This is a genomic window from Fructobacillus sp. ESL1096 (assembly GCF_058511985.1).
Map to the genome: position 1 here is coordinate 72,702 of NZ_CP196400.1, position 19,075 is coordinate 91,776.

General features: G+C 44.8%; 20 protein-coding genes and 2 riboswitches. Of the genes, 1 reads left to right on the top strand and 19 read right to left on the bottom strand.

All coding sequences use genetic code 11. The features are described 5' to 3' along the window. Positions 1-40: 40 nt before the first annotated feature. The gene (locus ACSYSR_RS00220; protein WP_489816480.1) at positions 41-1,375 is read right to left on the bottom strand and encodes an amino acid permease; all 1,335 of its coding nucleotides are present in this window, start codon (positions 1,373-1,375) and stop codon (positions 41-43) included. A gap of 108 nt (positions 1,376-1,483) precedes the next feature. Between ACSYSR_RS00220 and ACSYSR_RS00225 the strand changes: the two genes are divergently transcribed. Beyond that, on the top strand, positions 1,484-2,356 hold the full coding sequence (locus ACSYSR_RS00225; RefSeq protein ID WP_252774014.1) for a LysR family transcriptional regulator: 873 nt from the start codon (positions 1,484-1,486) through the stop codon (positions 2,354-2,356). 67 nt (positions 2,357-2,423) lie between these two features. Here ACSYSR_RS00225 and ACSYSR_RS00230 read toward each other — a convergent pair whose 3' ends face one another. From ACSYSR_RS00230 to ACSYSR_RS00315, 18 genes are all read right to left on the bottom strand, one after another. Then, on the bottom strand, positions 2,424-3,092 hold the full coding sequence (locus tag ACSYSR_RS00230) for an energy-coupling factor transporter transmembrane component T family protein (protein ID WP_489816479.1): 669 nt from the start codon (positions 3,090-3,092) through the stop codon (positions 2,424-2,426). Beyond that, on the bottom strand, positions 3,089-4,498 hold the full coding sequence (locus tag ACSYSR_RS00235) for an ATP-binding cassette domain-containing protein (protein ID WP_489816478.1): 1,410 nt from the start codon (positions 4,496-4,498) through the stop codon (positions 3,089-3,091). Before ACSYSR_RS00235 ends, ACSYSR_RS00230 begins: the two co-directional genes overlap by 4 nt. Before the next feature lie 12 nt (positions 4,499-4,510). Beyond that, positions 4,511-5,068: an ECF transporter S component gene (locus ACSYSR_RS00240; RefSeq protein ID WP_252774017.1), complete on the bottom strand. Its 558-nt coding sequence runs from the start codon at positions 5,066-5,068 to the stop codon at positions 4,511-4,513. A gap of 82 nt (positions 5,069-5,150) precedes the next feature. Next, positions 5,151-5,241: riboswitch (TPP riboswitch) on the bottom strand. 105 nt (positions 5,242-5,346) lie between these two features. Next, the gene (locus tag ACSYSR_RS00245) at positions 5,347-6,687 is read right to left on the bottom strand and encodes an FAD-dependent oxidoreductase (protein WP_489816477.1); all 1,341 of its coding nucleotides are present in this window, start codon (positions 6,685-6,687) and stop codon (positions 5,347-5,349) included. 203 nt (positions 6,688-6,890) lie between these two features. Then, positions 6,891-7,268 carry a MerR family transcriptional regulator gene (locus ACSYSR_RS00250; protein WP_252774019.1) on the bottom strand — a complete coding sequence of 126 codons (378 nt, stop codon included), beginning with the start codon at positions 7,266-7,268 and terminating at the stop codon, positions 6,891-6,893. Beyond that, entirely contained in the window at positions 7,258-8,568 is a 1,311-nt protein-coding gene (locus tag ACSYSR_RS00255) for an MFS transporter (protein ID WP_489816476.1), read from the bottom strand. Before ACSYSR_RS00255 ends, ACSYSR_RS00250 begins: the two co-directional genes overlap by 11 nt. A gap of 150 nt (positions 8,569-8,718) precedes the next feature. Beyond that, entirely contained in the window at positions 8,719-9,576 is an 858-nt protein-coding gene (locus tag ACSYSR_RS00260) for an alpha/beta hydrolase (RefSeq protein WP_489816475.1), read from the bottom strand. A gap of 52 nt (positions 9,577-9,628) precedes the next feature. Continuing rightward, positions 9,629-10,660, bottom strand: coding sequence for an alcohol dehydrogenase catalytic domain-containing protein (locus ACSYSR_RS00265; RefSeq protein ID WP_489816474.1), 1,032 nt, complete (start codon positions 10,658-10,660; stop codon positions 9,629-9,631). 348 nt (positions 10,661-11,008) lie between these two features. After that, positions 11,009-11,284, bottom strand: coding sequence for an HU family DNA-binding protein (locus ACSYSR_RS00270; RefSeq protein ID WP_047974521.1), 276 nt, complete (start codon positions 11,282-11,284; stop codon positions 11,009-11,011). 215 nt (positions 11,285-11,499) lie between these two features. Further along, positions 11,500-12,810: a ribosome biogenesis GTPase Der gene (der, locus tag ACSYSR_RS00275; RefSeq protein ID WP_489816473.1), complete on the bottom strand. Its 1,311-nt coding sequence runs from the start codon at positions 12,808-12,810 to the stop codon at positions 11,500-11,502. A 58-nt stretch (positions 12,811-12,868) separates the two neighbouring features. Then, positions 12,869-14,059, bottom strand: coding sequence for a 30S ribosomal protein S1 (gene rpsA / locus ACSYSR_RS00280; RefSeq protein ID WP_047974523.1), 1,191 nt, complete (start codon positions 14,057-14,059; stop codon positions 12,869-12,871). Between the two features lie 191 nt (positions 14,060-14,250). Next, positions 14,251-14,928 (bottom strand): (d)CMP kinase, encoded by a 678-nt coding sequence (gene cmk, locus ACSYSR_RS00285; protein WP_489816472.1) that lies wholly within the window; start codon positions 14,926-14,928, stop codon positions 14,251-14,253. 18 nt (positions 14,929-14,946) lie between these two features. Beyond that, positions 14,947-15,459, bottom strand: a complete 513-nt coding sequence (locus tag ACSYSR_RS00290; RefSeq protein ID WP_252774024.1) for a LysM peptidoglycan-binding domain-containing protein — start codon at positions 15,457-15,459, stop codon at positions 14,947-14,949. Positions 15,460-15,532: 73 nt separating this feature from the next. Then, positions 15,533-16,114, bottom strand: a complete 582-nt coding sequence (locus tag ACSYSR_RS00295) for an ECF transporter S component (protein WP_252774025.1) — start codon at positions 16,112-16,114, stop codon at positions 15,533-15,535. 75 nt (positions 16,115-16,189) lie between these two features. Beyond that, positions 16,190-16,326, bottom strand: a riboswitch (FMN riboswitch). A gap of 159 nt (positions 16,327-16,485) precedes the next feature. Beyond that, on the bottom strand, positions 16,486-17,235 hold the full coding sequence (locus tag ACSYSR_RS00300; RefSeq protein WP_489816471.1) for a pseudouridine synthase: 750 nt from the start codon (positions 17,233-17,235) through the stop codon (positions 16,486-16,488). Beyond that, positions 17,228-17,953 (bottom strand): SMC-Scp complex subunit ScpB, encoded by a 726-nt coding sequence (gene scpB, locus ACSYSR_RS00305; protein ID WP_489816470.1) that lies wholly within the window; start codon positions 17,951-17,953, stop codon positions 17,228-17,230. The genes ACSYSR_RS00300 and scpB overlap by 8 nt, the downstream gene beginning before the upstream one ends. Continuing rightward, complete coding sequence (locus tag ACSYSR_RS00310) at positions 17,937-18,725, bottom strand: segregation and condensation protein A (RefSeq protein ID WP_338029135.1); 789 nt, start codon at positions 18,723-18,725, stop codon at positions 17,937-17,939. The genes scpB and ACSYSR_RS00310 overlap by 17 nt, the downstream gene beginning before the upstream one ends. Continuing rightward, complete coding sequence (locus ACSYSR_RS00315) at positions 18,679-19,056, bottom strand: riboflavin biosynthesis protein RibT (protein ID WP_489816469.1); 378 nt, start codon at positions 19,054-19,056, stop codon at positions 18,679-18,681. The genes ACSYSR_RS00310 and ACSYSR_RS00315 overlap by 47 nt, the downstream gene beginning before the upstream one ends. Between the last annotated feature and the right edge of the window lie 19 nt (positions 19,057-19,075).

Below are 19,075 nucleotides of genomic sequence, written 5' to 3' on the forward strand. Positions count from 1 at the left end.
CATAAAAGGATGAGGCAGCTGCTGCTTTGGTTGGTTCAGCCTAATTTTTCTTCAACTTAAAAAAGGCAATAACGGTTAAGAGCACCATCCACAGTGCGGCTAACAAAGTCGTAACCGTCGTCGCCGGTGTGACCAAGAGGATAACAAAGATTAAGGCTAAAAAGGCAATTGTCAAGTAATTACTAAAGGGTGCCAGTGGTAATTGAAAGCCATGGCTCTTCTGCCCCTTAGTCACCTTGCGAAAGCGCAAGTGTGTGACCATCAAGGCCATATAAATCAGTAAAAAGGCGGCTGAAGCCATTGATGAAATGAGGGTAAAGGCCTCGGTTGGGAACAGGTAATTGACCACCACGGCCAGACCGACAATCAACGTTGACAGATTAATGGCGGATTGGGGGATGGCATTCTTATTTAACTTCTTAAAGCGTGATTTTTCGCCAACCAACGAATACAACATTCGTCCGGTTGTGAAGAAGGCCGAGTTAATAGCAGAAGCCGCTGCCGTCAAAACAACGAAGTTAATCACGGCCGCTGCCGATTGAATCCCAATACCAGAAAAGACCTGGACGAATGGTGATTCACCAGCCTGGTAGTTGGTCCAAGGTTGAATAATCATGATGGCTGATAAGGCCCCGATATAAAAAATCAGAATTCGAATCACAATCGAATTAACAGCTCGCGGAATCGTTTCCAGCGGATCTTTCGTTTCGGCGGCAGTAATCCCGACGAATTCAACTCCCAAAAAGGCGAAGAAGGCCATCTGGAAAGTCGATAATAGGCCCTGACCATGGTTGGCAACCAAGCCATGCGACCACAATGTCGAAAACTGAGTCACGCCCATGGACGTTTTCACATGGCCCAAAGCCAAAATCAGTCCGGTGATAATCATGGCGACAATGGCGACAATCTTAATCATGGCAAACCAGAATTCGGTTTCCCCAAATATCTTAACCGCAATCGTATTGACGAAGTACAAGACAATTAGAAAGGCCAATTCCCATGGCCAAACCGGCCAGTCCGGAAACCAATAATGCATGTAGGTCCCAATCGCTGTCAACTCAGTCATGGCAATCACAACCCAGCCAATCCAATAAGTCCAGCCTAACACGAAGCCGGTCCGCTTACCCAAGTACTGGGTCATAAAGTCAATAAACACTGGTTTTGAATCATCTGATACTAACAATTCACCCAAGGCACGCATCATCGCGAAGACAAACATTCCTGTAATAATGTAGACCAGCAAAATCGCTGGCCCGGCCTGATGAATTGAAGAACCAGCTCCCAAAAAAAGTCCGGTTCCAATCGTCCCACCCAGGGCAATCATCGCCACGTGGCGATGAGACAGTGTGCGGGCAAAACCCGTTTGATTATTCATGAACAATACTCCTTTGCAATCTTACCTTAATAGTCTATACTTGGTGCTATAACAAGTAAAACTAAACTTTTTCAATTTAAAATTAAAAACATTCATCAGGAAAATATCATGAAAACTTTTACTTACCAAATTTTTGCCACAGTCGCTGAACGCGGTTCCTTTCGAAAGGCTGCCGACGAGTTAAGCATTACGCCTTCAGCTGTTTCTCACGCCATTTCGCACCTCGAAGCACAACTAGGAATCCCCCTCCTAATTCGCAACCGATCGGAAATGCAAGTCACCCGCAACGGCCAAATCCTCTTACCAATGGTCGAACGCCTGCTCAATGAGGAACGGCAACTTCTTTCAGCCGCTGCAAAGATTCAAGGACTGCAGGGTGGACAAATCAGAATTGGCGCCATTTCATCAGTTTGCATTGCCTGGCTCCCAACCATCATCCGGCGCTTTTCTAAAAAGTACCCACAAGTTGAGATCACGCTGATTCAAGGCTCCTTCGCCGAAATCGAACAGGCCTTATCACTAGGAAAGATTGATCTTGGCTTCTCGGCCCTGCCAACGATTAGTCGGCTGGATGCCCTGCCCCTGATCAATGATGAAATCAAGTGCATTACCCCGGCTGATTTCACACCCAAAAATGGCGTTTCGATTAGCCAGGATGACTTAGAAGACCGGCACTTTATCTTGCAACGGTCCGATTATGATTCCGATACTAAGGCGGCCCTCGATGAGCTTCAGGTTAAGCCTCAGGCCATCAACTATTCGATTGATGACCAGTCGATTTTGGCCATGGTTGAGGCCGGTTTGGGTTGGGGAATCCTACCTGACTTGGCCCTGTCAAGGCTCTCAGGCGAAATCGAAGCTTATCCCTTTAAAAAACCTTATTACCGTCACCTTGGCCTAGTAATTAATCCCTCCTCGACGAAGGACCCCTTTGTGAAAGCCATGCAAAAAGAAATCCTGTCTTACTTAAAAAGAGGCTAAAAAAAACGGCAAATTCGTTTTCTTGACGAATTTGCCATTTTTATATGTCAGCTGATTACTGCTTTGCTCAGTAGTGAGAAAAAAACAAGATTCCCTGCAATGCAAACAAAATCAAAACGATTAACCCCCAGCCTGATTTAGCCATCGGATAATCCCGGTAGGCTGAACGCTTGGCCCCCTCTTGAAAACCATGTGAGGTCATGGCCATGGCCAGGTTCTTCGACCACTTAATGGCATGAACCAAAGCCTTAAAATACAGCGTTGGCTGCCACCACCGTAATACTTCACCACGCATCATCCCCGCCGCTTGAATCGAAGAAAAGGCCTGCTTAAAGCGGGGCATAAAGTTAAGTGCCCCCAAAATGCCGTAGGTAAAGGTCGCAGACATCTTCAAGTTCTGGCGTAAAGAAGCTAATAAGACGTAGGGGGTCATACCCATCGTTAACCAGGCCCCAATAAAGATAAAGACGAGGACTCGGCTGCCCATCACTAAACCAAAATGGAGGTTTTGCGCTGCTGTTCCTTGACCATAAAGATAAAAGGACCAAAAGGAACCCAAAACTGGAATGATGGCAATCGCCACATAGAGCCCGATTTTCTTTAAGGGCTGGCGCCGAATTAATAATAGCAAAAAGGCAACTGAAAAGAGAACAACGTTTAGGGTCACTGATTGGGTCAAAGAGATTTCCAAAGAAATCGCCAAAGCCAAAATCAGCCGTTGTGTGGCATTCATCATACGAGCAGCTCCTCTTGATAGGCCATGGCCGTTTGCTCATAGCGCAAGTGACGATCAACAATGTTGACCAGGTCTCTTGTTTGGTGAGAAACAACTAAAATGGTCAGTTCAAGCCCCTGTTGACAAGTCTGAATCAGATTTAAAACAACTGCCACCGACTGCTCATCCAAGCCTGCTAGTGGTTCATCTAACAGCAGTACTGGTGGGGCCATAATTAGCATCAACAGCAGCTGAAGTTTCTTCTGCTGGCCACCCGAAAGCGTGTAGACCGACCGGTCACTCAAGCCTGTTAAGTTTAGGTCAGACAGCCACTGTTCCAAGACCTCCTTCTTCCAGAAATCAGCATGGTGGCTTTTCTCCATCACCTGGTCAAGCTCTTCTTGAACCGTGATGTTTAAGAACTGGTCAGAGGCTGACTGAAATAACAAACCGACCTGGCCAAAGTAAAAACGCGGTTTCCACTCGCGGACTTCTTGCTCCTGGTAGGTCAAAGAACCCTCATAACGGTGTAGTCGAGCCAGCGTCTTCAAAACAGAAGACTTCCCGACTCCATTTGGACCGGTCACCAAGGTGATACCCTGTTCAAAGATTTGCAGGATATCCTGGTCTAAGACCAGCCGTTCACCGTTTTGTATTCGTAGATTATCAAAGCGATAAGCAGCCTTTTCGACCTGGTCACTTTCTACAACCGGTTTTAAAACCACCGTTTGCTTTTGGTAATCATATTGGTGCCAGTCATTTGCAGGCACCAACACCAAAGACTTCTCTTTGAGCTGATAAAACTGGCTGATTTTATCGAAGTAACCAGCTGGATCATGGTCGGAAACGAGAACGCCATAGCCCTCTTGGCTAAGCTGTTTTAGTAAAACCTGGAGATCTTCTCGTGACTGACTATCAACAGCAGCAAAGGGTTCATCGAGCAACAGGTAGTCGGCCCCCAGGGCCAACACTTCTGCCAAGGCAACCTTTTGCATTTCCCCACCAGATAGGGTCACAAAGGATCGATCGATAAAATCAGTCAGACCAACCTTTTCCAATGCCCAAGTCGTCTTTTGGTCAATTTCTTCCTTGTCCAATTCGAGATTCTCCAGTGCAAAAATAAATTCCTCCCGCACCGTTGGCATGGCAAACTGGTCATCAGGGTTTTGAAAAAGCAAAGCCACTCGCTTGGCTCTTTCATTTGCTTTCAGTGTGGTCATCACCCTTTGATCAATTTCGATTTCGCCAGTAACTTGGCCACCATATTGTGGGTAAAGACCCGCCAAGGCCTTTAACAGGGTGGATTTTCCCGATCCGGAAGGCCCCATTAAGAGAGTCAGGGTCTTTTTTTCAAGAGATAAATTTAGATTATCAATGATGACTTGGTCACGATAAGCCAACGTGAGGTTTCTGGCAGTTATTGCCATTTTTTGTCCTCCTTATTCGTGGGACAACAACTTTGATCGATCTAACAACTTGGCAATCAAGTGTACCAAGACACCTGAGAAAAAGAAAATTGATAGGTAACGAACAATGAACAAAGCAACTAACAAACCTAGCTTGTAGTGAATATAACCTGATTTAAAGAGGTCCCAAGCAAAGGTCACGACTGTTCCAGTCAAGGTTGACAACCAAAGACCAGCAAACCAGTTCTTATAACCAGTCAAAGCAAAACCAAGTTCAGAGCCAATTCCTTGAATAAAGCCAGACAAGAGCGTACCGACACCGTAAGAACCACCCAAGAACATCTCACCGGCTGCTCCAAGCATTTCGCCAATAAAGCCGGCACCGACCTTCTTTAAGATGTACGAAGCCAATGGTCCGGCCATCATCCATACACCAAGGGTGATTTCATTCGTAAAGGCTTGCAACCCAATCACGGCCAAGCCACTGTTAACAATCTGGTAAACCGGATCCATAATCCAATAAATGACCGAAAAAATAATCCCGATCAAGGCCAGCAAAATCACGTTTTGTAGCGTCCACTTTTGTTTCATTATTCTCTCCTTTACGTCCGGGCGAACAAAAAGGCATCAAAAAACACCCGCCTGGGCAGAGTCCAACACGGGTGGTCTTAAAAAAAACTTGTGTGGATCTTCCTTCGTCGGTCTTAGCCTAACAGGTTCAATGGGTTTAATTCTCAACCAAAATGGTACCCCAGATCGCTATATTCAAATTTACTACTTCACTAGCTTACACTGTCTTGAATTTTTATGCAAGTGTTTTCAAAGAAAAGCACCCAGACTCAGCCTAGGTGCTTAATCAAGCTAATTTTTTACTTGTTTGCCTTCAAAACGGCAGCCATGGCAACTGATGAAACATAGTTGACTGGTTGACCGAAGTTTGGTTGGAAGAAGAAGTCAGTCATTGACAATTGATCAATTGTCATGCCGTTTTCAATCGCCAATGAAACCACGTTGGCAGCTTGTGAAATGTCATGTTTTGACAAGAAAGCAGCACCAACAATCCGACGAGTCCCCTTTTCCCAAGTCAATGAGGCCTTAACTGGCGTCGTTGACAACATGAAATCAGGACGGTAATCTTCTGAAATTGTCACAGAATCCGCTTCAACACCCTTCCGAGCTGCTGATTGAACAGTCAAACCGGTTGCAGCGTAAGCTAACTCGTACAATTCAACGGCTGATGTTGCTTGTGTGCCTTGATAAGCCAACGTTGGTTCGACAATGTTCTTACCAACCAAAATTCCTTGACGAACAGCATTAGTTGCCAATGGAATGTAATCATCCTTTTGGGTGGGGTTGTAGAAGACAGTGGCTGAATCACCAGCAGCAAAGACATCCTTCACAGAAGTTTCCATGAACTTGTTTACCTTGATAGCGCCGTTTGGCAACATGTCTACTTGGTCACGGAACAGAGCAGTATTTGGCAAGAAACCAATCCCCAAGATGGCAATATCAGCTTCATAAGTGCCCTTGTCAGTTGTCACCTTGATACCATCAGCTGTGTCTTCAAATCCTGAAACCATTTGACCAAGGGCTAACTTAACACCATGGTCTTCATAGGCCTTTTGGAAAACAGATGAAAATTCAGGGGCCGTATTGTTGGCCAATACCCGGTCCAAACCGTCAATCAAAGTCACTTCCTTATCATTGACTGACAATTGTTCTGCCAACTCAGCACCGATATAACCAGCACCAATAACGATAATCCGCTTAACCTTTTCAGTTACTTCCTTCAAGGCATTGGCATTGTCCCAAGTCTTTGAGTCAAAGACCTTGTCAGAATCGATACCAGGGATGCGAGGCTTAATTGCGCGTGAACCAGTGGTAATCACAATCTTATCGAAAGTTTCTTCTGACTGAGCACCAGAAACCAAGTCTTTGATGTTCAAAGTCTTTGCTTTTAAGTCAGCAGCTTCAACAAGCGTTTGCATATGCATTGAAATACCCTGCTTAGCCATTGAATCTGGTGTTTCATAAAACATCTTGTCAGTTGATGAAACATTGTCGCCAATCCAAAGAGCGATTCCACATGACAAAAAAGAAACTGTTTGATTCTTTTCAAACACGTGAATCTCAGCGTCTGGGTGGTCTGCCTTAATCTGCTTAGCGGCAAACACGCCGGCGTGCGTTGAACCAATAACTGCAACTTTCATTAAAGTGCCTCCTAATATATAGCTATGTGAAAATTGTAATTAAATTTTACCAATAAAACAACGCTCTGTCAATCATCTATCCAATAGTTTTCAAGAAAGTATCAAATAAAACAAAGAGACAAATAGAGTCGTTCTAATCGATTAAAAATTCAGTTTGGCTCAACAAATTAGACATTTCCCAATCGTAAAACGATTTCAGTGCCTTACTCTAAACGATTTTCCGCTTGGCGCATGTGGCTTTCGTAATGATCAATTTTATATAGTAAATGATCATGAGCAGCCTGGATTTCATTAATGCGGTCCTGCATCTCTTCTGCCTGTTCTAGCAATAGTGCTTTACGCGTCGGAATTGTTTGGTCATCATCCTCCAGAACCATACCAATATATTCACGCAATCGTTCAATGGAAACACCAGCGTGGCGCATCGTTTTAGCAAATTTCAATTGATTAATGTTACGCTCGGTGAAATCACGCAACTGATTTTCCTTGCGCGGGACTGGCATAATGACCCCAATTCGTTCGTAATAGCGAATCGTATCATTTGATAATCCAGTCACCTTCGCAGCTTCTTTAATATTCATTTTGTACCTTTCGCACAACAAAAGCGGCCACAACTACAAAAGCAATTCCCGTAAAAAAAGCCATTGTCGCAACTTGACCATGGTAGCTCCCCGCCGTCGCCACAATCAAAGAAAGGCCGATTGGGCCACCAATTTGGTGAGCAGTGTTCGTCAACCCTGAGGCAATACCAGCCAGTTCGTCAGGTGCTTGATGCAGGCCGGCCGATGTCACTGGCGCAAGGACCAAGCCCTGCCCAATACCAATCACCACCATTGGCAAGGCAAAAGCCAACCAATAGCCCAAAGAAACCGCTGACAAGGCTGTAAACAGCAGACCGAGGAACAGTAATCCCTCGCCGACTAGTAGGATTAACTGATTGCCAAAACGATCAGTCAGCTTCCCCAAGGACAACGACACCACAAACTGAACGAATGTTAAGGGGAGAAAGGCCAGCCCGGATTGTAATGCCGTAAAATGATAACTGGTTTGCCAAACCTGGGGCAAAAAGAACCAGTATGGCAGCATGGCCATCATAAAGAGCATGCGTGCCAAGTAGGCCCCCGCACGAATTCGATTGTGAAATAGTGTTAAAGGCATCATTGGTTGCTTTTGCCGACTTTCAAAGCCAATCAAGCAAGCTAAAACAATGATGCCCAATAAAATCATTAGCCACTGGTTACTCGTTAAACCATCAATCAAGGCCGCTAATCCGCTGACGGACAGAATTGCACCAATATAGTCAATTTTTATCTTTAATCCCGCCTTATTCGGGACAAAGCGTACCGTTAACCCAAACAATAATAAAGTCAACGGCACGTTAATCAAAAAACCGGCTTCCCAAGAAAATAAAGTGGTGAGGCCACCGCCAATTAAAAGTCCAAGACTGGCACCAATCCCAGCTGTAACACCATAGTAAGCAATCGCTCGTTCACGCATTTGTCCTTGGTAATTATCCATCATCAAAGCCAAGGTGGTCGGCGCAATAATCGAAGAGCCCAGTCCCTGGACGGCCCGTAGTCCAATCACGAAGGCGGCATTATCCGACAAGCCAATCAGCAACGAACTCAATCCAAAAATGGTGATACCAATTAAAAAAATCCGTTTACGTCCAAGCAAATCCGAGAGCCGGCTCGACAATAGTAAAAAGCCACCGAAAGTCAGTGTATAGGCATTGGAAACCCACGATAAAGCATTAGGTGAAAGGTCTAGGCTTTGACCAATCTCAGTTGCACTGGTAAAAACAATGGAATTATCCATCAAAATTAAAAAGTAAGCGAGTAAGGTGATCGGCAAGACCATCCCAAATCGTTGTTTTGTCATTCTTATCTCCTTCAGTTAGGTTTCTTTCAAAACCAAGCATTGTGTGTTGTGATCAATAACCATTAAACACCTTGGAGTGAACTTCAAGTCAAGAAAAAAACAAGCAAAAAACAGCCTTTTGCCAAGACTGTTTTTAAGATTGACTATTGGTTATGCCATCAAGAACTGCTTGAGGACCTTGTTAACATCCTGATTTTCATGCAGCTTTGAATGTTGCGCATCCTTACCAGTAAATAACTTTTCCTGATAGGTGCTTGGTTGACGGACAAAGTATTTCAATGACTTCGACGCATTGTTAGTGACGGTTGCGTCCGATTCCTTTTTGCCCATGCTATTACCGTAAATATTCAGCACTTTGGTCTGATTATTCTCGTAATATTGCTCCAAACCAGCTAAGGCCGCCTTTTTAAAATCAGTCTCAGAGTGGCTGCTAGGATCTGCTAAATTCAAATTCGACTTTGGTATTGGACTATCCTGCAAGAAGTTAAAGGGACCAGCAATTGCAATTTGGCGCTTCACAACCGGTAACTGTTCACTTTGTTGCACGTGATTTTTCAAATAAAAGGCAATGGCGAGGTTTCCCATCGAATGCCCAATCAAATTAACCGATTGAATCCCTTGATTGTGCAAGTCCGCCATAATCTTCGTGACCCACTGATTAGTCTTGTCAAAGTTAGTATTCCGGTTGTCGTTAAACTGCACCAGAATTAATGGATTTTGGTCGCCCTTCTTCACGGTACCACTAAAGCTGACCTGACCGTTTTTGCTAACTGTCGCATTAATCTTCCGATTCGAATACTTTTGCTGAATTAAGTACCGACTCATCGTTTGTTCGGCATTTCGAGAAGAGCCATAGCCATGAAAGAAGACGGTTGCTTCGGTTGGCTTTGTATTAGAAGAACGCATGGTTGGCCGAGTCAGCCAAACAGTCAGTCCGACTGCCAGCACGGCCAGTATGGCGGTTGCTACGCCTGCAATCGCTATCATTTTTTTATTCTTTTTCATCATACTCCTTTATAACCAATGAATTGGCTAAGGTTTTATGCAGATAATTAAAAACCTAAAAAACAAGAAGAGACTTAATCGCCTCGCGCTGATCCATCGCCTCATAGGCCTGCTGAATATCCTTCAGAGCAAATTCCTTGGTAAAGACCTGGCCCGGATTAATTTCTTGATCAAGAACCGCCTGCAATAACAACTCGCGGTCATACGTGGTCACCGCAGCGATACCTCCACGCAAACCAATATTTTTCCAGAACAAATTGTTGGTGTTCATCATTGGGTCTTGAGGAATCCCTACACGACCAACAACGGCCCCTGGACGGCCAAGTTGAACAGCCGTTGCCACAGCCTGCTTTGAACCAACACATTCAAGAATAGCATCCGCACCGGCGCCCGTGAGTGCCATCACCTGGTCAATGCCAGCCTGGTCACGCTCGGCCACAATATCGGTAGCACCAAAGGCTTTGCCCAATTCTTGCCGGTCTTGATGGCGCGACATCAAAATGATTCGCTTGGCACCGCGGAGCTTGGCTGCAATCACTCCAGAAAGACCCACAGCCCCATCGCCCATGACAACAACTGTGTCACCTTCTTTGACTTCGGCGGTAGCGGCTGCATGATAACCGGTCGCCATCACATCCGACAAGGTCATCAAAGATTTCAATTGATCAGCACTGTAGTCTGTCGGTTGGCCTGGAACCTTAACCAGTGCCCAATCAGCATTTTTAAAGCCGATATATTCAGCCTGATAACCGGTTGAGCCCCCCTTATCAGGATCGAGGCAGTCACCATCAAAACCTGCTAAACAAGCTTGGCAGTGGCCACAACCATGAGTAAAGGGTGCAATAACGAAATCGCCTGGTTGCACGTTAGTAACTGCGCTACCAACCTCTTCAACAATGCCGATGGCTTCATGACCGACTTGAGTACCACTGGTACGCTTTGAAATTCCTCGGTAGAACCAAAGATCAGAACCACAAACCGATGCCCGAACCGTCTTGATCACAGCATCCCGCGGTCCCTGAATTGTTGGCTTATCAACCTCTTGCATCTCAATTTGCCCTGGTTTTACAAAAATAGCTGCTTTCATCGTCTTAATACTCCTTTTTACTAATTATGAACTTGTCTGTTTTAAAAGTAAAATCAGACATGGTATGGATAAATTTGTTGTATCACAGTCATAGTTGCCTGTCATCATTGTTTATCATCCTCAATGAATTTATCCGTCACTGATAAGACTATCTTATGACATGGAGTTCACTCTAAGTCAAGACTGTCTTTGTTTTATCACTATAAAAGTAAAATTGTTCATCATCGATAGCAACCGATTCAAATTTTGATTTTTTTAATTAAATAAGCTGTCTTCCTGTCAGACTTCACCATCAAGTGCAAACAAAAAAGCACACTCAGTTGAGTGTGCTTAAGATAAAAGATTCGCTTACTTAACGGCGTCCTTCAATGCCTTACCAGGCTTGAACGCAGGAACCTTTGATGCAGGAATTTGGATTTCTTCCTTAGTTTGTGGGTTGCGACCCTTACGAGCTGCGCGTTCACGAACTTCAAAGTTACCAAAACCAATCAATTGAACCTTTTCGCCCTTCTTCAAAGCGTCTTCAATTGATGACAAAACAGCGGCAACTGCCTTGTCTGCGTCTTTCTTTGTTAAACCAGTCTTCATTGCGACTGAATCGATTAATTCTTGCTTGTTTGCCATTCCTTTTCTCCTCGCGAAATAATTAATTTAGAATAACTGCCAGTGTAACAACCATTAGCAGTTTGGGAACGCTACCGTGGCAACATCCATAAAGATAGGATAGCACATGTAAATTAAAATGTGTAGGCATAAAGCCCAATTTCATGCCATAATTGCGGTTTTCCGCACATTTACAAGTGAATTTCAGGGCTATTGAAACATTCGACGATAAAACGTCACTTCCGCTGTCGAATAATTAGCTTAATCGGCGTTCCAGAGAAGTCAAAAGCTGCGCGAATTTGGTTTTCTAGGAAACGCTGGTATGAAAAATGCATCAGTTCAACGTCGTTGACAAAGACGACAATCGTTGGTGGTTCGATGGCCACTTGAGTAGCATAATAAACACGCAAGCGACGACCATTATCAGATGGTGCCGGATTAGTTGCCAAAGCATCCATCAAAACATCATTCAATGTTGATGATGAAACACGCTTTTGGTGATTGTCATTCACGGCCAAAATCAAATCGGGTAAACGATCTAAGCGCTGTCCAGTCTTTGCTGAGACAAAAACAATTGGCGCATAGTCCAAGAACTTAAACTCATCGCGAATCAAGTTTTCAAAATCCGTCATGGTATGCGTATCTTTTTCGATGGCATCCCACTTGTTAACCACAATTACCAAAGCTTTCCCAGCCTCATGGGCATAGCCGGCAACGTGCTTATCTTGCTCACGGATACCAGTTTTAGCATCCAAGACCATCAAGACCACTTGCGATTCATCAATGGCCTTCATTGCCCGCATCACCGAGTAACGTTCCGTATTTTCGTAAACCTTGCCACGCTTGCGAATTCCAGCCGTATCGACCATCACAAACTCATCACCATCAGGGGTAATAAAACGTGTATCAATGGCATCACGGGTCGTTCCTTCGATGTTGGAGACAATCATGCGATCTTCGCCCAAGATGGCGTTCACGATTGATGATTTTCCAACATTTGGTCGACCAATAATTGAGAACCGGACAGCATCATCGTCTTGTTCGGCCGCTTCGTCTGGGAAATGCTTAACAATTTCGTCTAAAACGTCACCCAAACCAATGCCGTGTGAGCCAGAAACGGGATAAGGGTCACCCATTCCTAATGAATAGAAGTCATAAATATCTGACCGCATTTCAGGATTATCAACCTTGTTAACCGCCAAAACAACCGGCTTATCGGCACCATAAAGCAAATTAGCCACGGCCTGGTCATCGGCTGTGAGACCTTCTCGGCCAGAAACAACCATCAAAATCACATCGGCTTCATCAATAGCTAATTCAACCTGGGCGCGAATTTCCGTCAAAAATGGCGCATTTCCCATTTCCAACCCACCGGTATCAATCAGCCTAAAATCAAAGTTAAGCCACTCTGCCCGTGCATACAATCGGTCGCGAGTAACGCCTGGCATATCCTCTACAATGGCGATTCGATCGCCCACAATGCGGTTAAATAGCGTGGATTTGCCAACATTTGGACGACCCACTACAGCTACAATCGGTGCTGCCATATTCCCGCTCCTTTCCAATAAAAAAAGACTGGATAACCAGCCTTTTTATTTTTAAATCTTACAACTTGTCGCCAAAGATGTCGCCTAAAGTAGCGGCACCTTCATCGTCTTGTTGGAAGGCTGCCATGTCAGCTCGCGAAGCGCCACGGTTGTCATCGCGGTCTTCACGTTGGTTGGCTGGCTTTTCTTCCAAAGCCTTCATTGACAATGAAATACGTTCTTCGGCTGGCTTAACATCCAACACTTGAACCTTTACCTTGTCACCTGACTTCAAAACGTCGGCTGGGTTTTCAACACGCTTGTGTGAAATTTGTGAAACGTGAACCAATCCTTCGATACCAGGGAAGATTTCAACGAATGCGCCAAAGTCCTTCACACGCTTAACTGTTCCTTCAAGAACAGTACCGGCTGGGGCTTTTTCTGCAACTTCATCCCAAGGACCTGGCTGGGTTGCCTTGATTGAAAGTGAGATACGTCCACGATCAGTATCCAAGGCCAAAATCTTAACATTAACCTTTTCACCCTTTGACAAAACGTCTGATGGGTTCTTAACACGGTCATGTGAAATTTCAGAAACGTGAACCAATCCGTCCACGCCGCCTAAGTCAACGAAAGCACCGAAGTCAGTCAAACGAGCAACAGTTCCTTCAACAACTTCGCCAACAGTCAAACGACTGAATGCTTCAGCCAACTTTTCGGCACGTTCTTGGGCTGCAACAGCCTTACGTGACAAAATCAAACGAGCCTTGGCTGGGTCGATTTCGATTACTTCCGCCTTGATGTCTTGTCCCTTGAATTGGTTCAAGTCTGAAACAAAACGTTCTGCAACCATTGATGCAGGTACGAAACCACGGATACCAGCAACATCAACAATCAAACCACCACGAACGGCATTGATAACCTTAGCATCAACAACATCACCTTCGTTAAATGACAATGATTCCCAAGCCTTGCGGGCTTCCAAGCGCTTCTTTGACAATAAGTAGGCAACGCCTTCCTTGTCACTGGTTACGTTCGAAACAACAACAGTTTCGATAGTATCACCAACCTTCAAATCGTCGGCCAAGTTGACGCTACGATCGTCAGAGTACTCACGCGCTGGCACAACTCCTTCTTCTCCGGTGTGAAGACCGATAACTGCTTGGTTATCGTTATCGATTGCTAGCACTTCGCCAGTTACGACGTCCCCTACCTTAATTTGGTCAGCACTTTCCAGAGCTGCTAATAATTCGCTGTTAGTATCACTCATGACGTCAAACGTCCTCCTACAATTTGCACTTATAAGGGTATTCTATCAGAGAGTAGCCGATTTTCCTAGTCCAATTTTAAAAAAATTAGGACTAGACCAAACACTCCGTCAAAAAATGTTTCGCATAAACACGAACTGCTTTCCCTATTACTTTCTATTTTAACAGATTTTTCTAAAATAAAAAGACCACCTTACTGGTGATCTTTGATAATTTGCTTGATAGTGGCAACGACTTGGTCAATGCTTTGACCGGTAGTGTCGACCGTTAAGGCATCTTCAGCCTTTGTTAGTGGTGAAATGGCGCGATGAGAATCTTTATAATCCCGCTCTTCAATTTCTTTTTTTAGGATTTCCAAGTCAGGATTCATGCCTTTGGCCTGATTTTCCCTAAAACGACGCTCAGCACGTTCATCAACTGAGGCAATTAAGAAAATTTTCACCTGAGCATCTGGCAAGACTGTTGTGCCAATGTCACGGCCATCCATGATAACCGGTTGCTTAGCTGTCAAGGCGCGTTGGCGATCAACCAAATCAGCTCGAACCGCTTGATAGGAAGAAACCAAGGAAACATTGTTCGTAATCTCAGTTGAACGAATTTCTTCAGTCACTTCCTGTCCGTTCAACAAAACGTGTTGCACTGGTTCACCTGGTAAAAAGGCAATCTCAAGCTTCGGTAACAAGGCAACAATCCCCGCCTCATCTTCATATGCAAGTCCCGCCTGTTTAGCCGCCAAAGTAATGGCCCGATACATCGCGCCGGTATCGACGTAAACATACTTTAAATCAGTCGCTAAAATCTTAGCAATCGTGGACTTTCCAGCCGATGCAGGACCGTCAATTGCAACTTGAAAATGAGCAGGTTGAGTCATAGGGATTAAAATTTCCTCTTACTTAATTTTCAAAGCTTGCCCTGCAAACCTTGAATAGTTTTGTGCAGTAACACCAGGATTCAAAGCATAAATCTGGTCAGTTGTTGTCCCGTGAGTCACCGCAAAGTTATAAAGCGTTTGGTTAGCATTCAACGTAGCCGTGTTTGCAGTGGCGGCCGAAGCGGCTGCTTGGTCGTCACTCGCCTGGTTGGCCTGACTTTGACTTGATTGCGCAGCCGAATCAGCTTGGCTAGACGAAGTAGCAGATTGACTAGTTGAAGACTGGGCACTGCTTGTTGCATCAGATGACTGAGAACTAGCAGAAGACGTCGTCTTTACCGTTTTTGGTGAGTTTTTCATCAATCCATAAACTGGTGCTGAGGCTAATAAGACTAGCGACAGCAAAACCAAAAGCACGACGAGACCGCCATGACTTTTTGGTCGTGGTTCTTTTTTAGGCTGCTCCTGATTTTCATGCTGACGATTAAAACGTTGCCGGCGTGATAATGTTGGTGCTGTTTGGTCATTCATTTCAAGACCTCCTATCAGTTCGTTCTTAAATCAAGTCTAACACGGAAGGGTACTTGAAAATGATAACCTTTTCTTAAGAACGAAAGCTTTTCTTAAAGGGCGCCAAGATTGCTACAACCATCACAGAAACAATAAACCAAATTAAACCTTCCAAAAGATTGAATGGGACAACCATCCCCCACAAATAGACTTTAATACCAATAAACTTAGCAATATCAAAGTTTGCAAAGCGGGCGTAAAGTGGAATCGCCCAAACAATGTTGGCTAAGTAAGCCACCACGGTCATCGTGAAAGCGGCTACAACAGCGCTAACGGACTGCCATAACCACTTGGGCAAGCGAACTTCAACCTTCACCATCGCTGCCACAACCAGCAAGAATGTCAAAGCAATCACAAGGTTAACTGGCATTCCAATATAGGTATTTGCCCCTTCATTAAACAAAATCAGCTTCAGCAAAGTCCGGATCACCAACACCCAAACAGCCGAACCAAGACCTAACCAGGAAAAGGCTAGAAAAGCTGGCACAATTGAAAAATCAATTTTCAAAAAAGATGCACTGGGAATGATCGCAATTTGCGGAAAAATCGTCAATGCAAAGGAAATTGCACTGAAAACAGCGACCAGGGTGAGTTTTTTAGTAGTGTTTCTTGTCATTTTTCTACTCCTCTGGGCCCAAAAAAGGCCCTACTTCACCCGGGGTAAAATAAAGGCCAGCAAAAAAGACTGTACTTTAAACTTCTTTATACCCGACTGTACGGTCGGCCCTGGATTCAAACCAGATCAGCTACCAAGTGGTAGGTCGCGGGCTCATCAGCTGTCGCTGCTTCACCGCCGGTTGGGACTTTCACCCGACCCCGAAGTTTTAGATTATATTTGAAACAAGTAGTAGTATAGCACAGCTCAAAAAGCTTGCCAAGAAAAAAAGACATTTTTGCCATCAGCAAAAACAATACGGACGACAACCTGAAAAAGCGAAAAAATTTTTTCAGAGGTTGCGACGCAACTGCTTTTTTAACACACTTTTATTACTTACGGCGCAAGAATCGATAATCGCCAGCTTTTAGACGCTTGACTTCATCATGCTTTAAGTCCCGAAATTCACCTGGTTGCAGGCCAACTAAGTCCAAGAAAGCGTAGCGATCACGGCGTAGTTTTTCAACTGGCAGACCAACAGCTGCCAACATATCCTTGACCTGGTGATTGCGGCCTTCATGAATCGTAATTGTAACAAAGGAAACCTTCTTATCCTTATCGGCCTTTTCAATGGCAAGCTTCGCTGGGGCCGTCTTCTTACCCTTCAAAACAATCCCCCGCTTTAACGGTGCCAATTGTTCCATCGTTGCCAGTCCCTTAACCTTGGCCGTATAGACCTTATCAACGCGGCCTTTGGGATGCATCAACTGGTTGGCCAGATCGCCATCATTGGTGAGCAAGAGCGCACCAGTGGTATCATAATCCAACCGGCCAACCGGATAAACCCGCGCCGTCACATCATCTAAAATATCTAAGACCGTTTGCCGACCCTTATCATCATGACTAGTGGTCACAACACCACGGGGCTTATTCAGCAAATAATAAACATGCTTTTCCTGACCGTCAATTGGTACTCCATCGACCTTAACTTCGTCTTGATGAGATACTTTGGTCCCCAATTGGCTCACAATTTGGCCATTGACCTCAACTCGGCCTTCTAAAATCATGGTTTCGGCTGCCCGTCGGGAGGCAACTCCGGCCTGGGCAATCACCTTTTGTAGTCGTTGACTTTCTTCAGGCATTATCGCCCTCCTTTTTTGCGGCAACTGGCTGTTCATCAGCCGGTGTACCCGTTGTCGTGTCGTGTGGTGCTTGTGTGGCCGTTGCGCCTTCTGCCATCAGCTCTAAATGCCCAGCATCATCTGGGCTGGCAAAAATAGTATCCCCCTGATCATCAATTTGATCAAAGAGCGCTACCTCAGCCTGTCCTTCTTCATCAAGGGTCACATCATTAATATCTGGCAATTCTGGCAAATCAGCCAACGATTTCAAACCAAAGTAATCCAAAAAATCAGCAGTCGTGCCATACAAAATCGGTCGACCAATTTCTTCTTTCCGGCCAACTGATTCAATCAACTGATGGAGCAAGAGCTTTTGAATTGTTCCAGCCGAGCGGACACCCCGGATTTGATCGATTTCAACACGAGTGATTGGCTGCTGGTAAGCAACAATTACTAAAGTTTCCAGTTGTGCCTGAGTCAACTTGGTGCTAACCGGCAAGTCGAAATAGGCCGAAACTAATTTACCAAATTCAGGTCGGGTAACCATCACATACCGTCCATCAGAGGTTCTTAGCATCAATGGTGAATTAATTTGAATCAGATGCGTTGCCAGTTCATCAAGTAAAGCAGGCAACGCCCCCTTATCAAAGCCCGTTACCTTAGCCAATTCTGGAATTGACAAGCCATCCTCACCCGCAACAAAAAATAACGCTTCAATTTGACTAATCTTCTGATCCATGGTCCACCGCTTTAATTAAAATTTCATCTGTTAAGGCTGCCTGCCAAAGCGTCACTTCGCCAGCCTTAGTGATTTCAAGCAATCCCAAAAAGGTCATCACTAACCGGTCAGGGGCAAAAACATCTTCAAAAAGGGCTGTAAAAGGCAAAGATTCTTCTGTTGGTAGGGCTTGTAATTTTTGGCGAATGGAAACAATCCCATCCCCAATCGTATACGAATCTGATTCCACTTGGCGCACCTTTGGGGCCAAGTCGCGTTGCCGAGCAATCACGCTATCAAAAGCCAACTGCAAATCAATCATTGTCAGACCGGGAGCAAGCGTTACCGGCTGCTCCACTTTCGCCTGTTGATCTTCAATTGCCGGACGAACAAAGGAATGCATGTCAGTTTCTTGCCGTTGATCAAAGAAGCCGGTTGCCTGTTGAAAACGTTGGTAAACCAACAGGCGAGCAATCAGCTCTTCTTTTGGATCAAGTTCTTCAAAGTTATCTTCCACATCATCTTCAATCGGTGGTTTTGGTAACAAATCAATCGACTTAAGATGAATTAACTTGGCAGCCATCACTAAGTACTCAGCCGCCACATCCAACTGCATCGCCTGTTGCTCATGGATGAAACTCAAATATTGTTTCGTCACTTCAGCAATCGGCAATTGAAAAATGTCCATCTCGTGCTTTCTAATCAAATGCAAAAGCAAATCGAGCGGGCCCTCGAAGTCAGTAATCTTAATTGTGAGACTTGGGTTTTGAATAATGCTTTCTCCACTTATCAATATAAGTTTGTGTACTTAAGGTGCCCATCACAGCATGGTCAGGATTTAGTTCCTGTAAGTCTGCTAACATTTGCGCATGAGTGGCTTTCTTTGGGGCCCCCGGTGTCAAAATTAGGTGACGAACAACTAAGACATTGTTCTTGTAACGTTCAATACCAAGCAAACCGTTGATTGAGTCCTGCTGATCTGGCTGCCAAAAAAAGAGCTCCATCTTCGGTTGCTGGTATAGGTTCAAAACCAGCTTCATATGTTCTAAGTTCTTATATTCTGGCAAAAGAGAAAAGAGGCCCATGACCGTCTTTTCATCGTCTGGTCTTGTTGAAATTAACATGGTTGACTCCTTTTCTAAG

Bases quoted from the DNA above. Each gene is read 5' to 3' on its own strand.
- ACSYSR_RS00220 (WP_489816480.1), bottom strand. From the start codon at position 1,375: ATGAATAATCAAACGGGTTTTGCCCGCACACTGTCTCATCGCCACGTG.
- ACSYSR_RS00225 (WP_252774014.1), top strand. From the start codon at position 1,484: ATGAAAACTTTTACTTACCAAATTTTTGCCACAGTCGCTGAACGCGGT.
- ACSYSR_RS00230 (WP_489816479.1), bottom strand. From the start codon at position 3,092: ATGATGAATGCCACACAACGGCTGATTTTGGCTTTGGCGATTTCTTTG.
- ACSYSR_RS00235 (WP_489816478.1), bottom strand. From the start codon at position 4,498: ATGGCAATAACTGCCAGAAACCTCACGTTGGCTTATCGTGACCAAGTC.
- ACSYSR_RS00240 (WP_252774017.1), bottom strand. From the start codon at position 5,068: ATGAAACAAAAGTGGACGCTACAAAACGTGATTTTGCTGGCCTTGATC.
- ACSYSR_RS00245 (WP_489816477.1), bottom strand. From the start codon at position 6,687: ATGAAAGTTGCAGTTATTGGTTCAACGCACGCCGGCGTGTTTGCCGCT.
- ACSYSR_RS00250 (WP_252774019.1), bottom strand. From the start codon at position 7,268: ATGAATATTAAAGAAGCTGCGAAGGTGACTGGATTATCAAATGATACG.
- ACSYSR_RS00255 (WP_489816476.1), bottom strand. From the start codon at position 8,568: ATGACAAAACAACGATTTGGGATGGTCTTGCCGATCACCTTACTCGCT.
- ACSYSR_RS00260 (WP_489816475.1), bottom strand. From the start codon at position 9,576: ATGATGAAAAAGAATAAAAAAATGATAGCGATTGCAGGCGTAGCAACC.
- ACSYSR_RS00265 (WP_489816474.1), bottom strand. From the start codon at position 10,660: ATGAAAGCAGCTATTTTTGTAAAACCAGGGCAAATTGAGATGCAAGAG.
- ACSYSR_RS00270 (WP_047974521.1), bottom strand. From the start codon at position 11,284: ATGGCAAACAAGCAAGAATTAATCGATTCAGTCGCAATGAAGACTGGT.
- der (WP_489816473.1), bottom strand. From the start codon at position 12,810: ATGGCAGCACCGATTGTAGCTGTAGTGGGTCGTCCAAATGTTGGCAAA.
- rpsA (WP_047974523.1), bottom strand. From the start codon at position 14,059: ATGAGTGATACTAACAGCGAATTATTAGCAGCTCTGGAAAGTGCTGAC.
- cmk (WP_489816472.1), bottom strand. From the start codon at position 14,928: ATGACTCAACCTGCTCATTTTCAAGTTGCAATTGACGGTCCTGCATCG.
- ACSYSR_RS00290 (WP_252774024.1), bottom strand. From the start codon at position 15,459: ATGAATGACCAAACAGCACCAACATTATCACGCCGGCAACGTTTTAAT.
- ACSYSR_RS00295 (WP_252774025.1), bottom strand. From the start codon at position 16,114: ATGACAAGAAACACTACTAAAAAACTCACCCTGGTCGCTGTTTTCAGT.
- ACSYSR_RS00300 (WP_489816471.1), bottom strand. From the start codon at position 17,235: ATGCCTGAAGAAAGTCAACGACTACAAAAGGTGATTGCCCAGGCCGGA.
- scpB (WP_489816470.1), bottom strand. From the start codon at position 17,953: ATGGATCAGAAGATTAGTCAAATTGAAGCGTTATTTTTTGTTGCGGGT.
- ACSYSR_RS00315 (WP_489816469.1), bottom strand. From the start codon at position 19,056: ATGTTAATTTCAACAAGACCAGACGATGAAAAGACGGTCATGGGCCTC.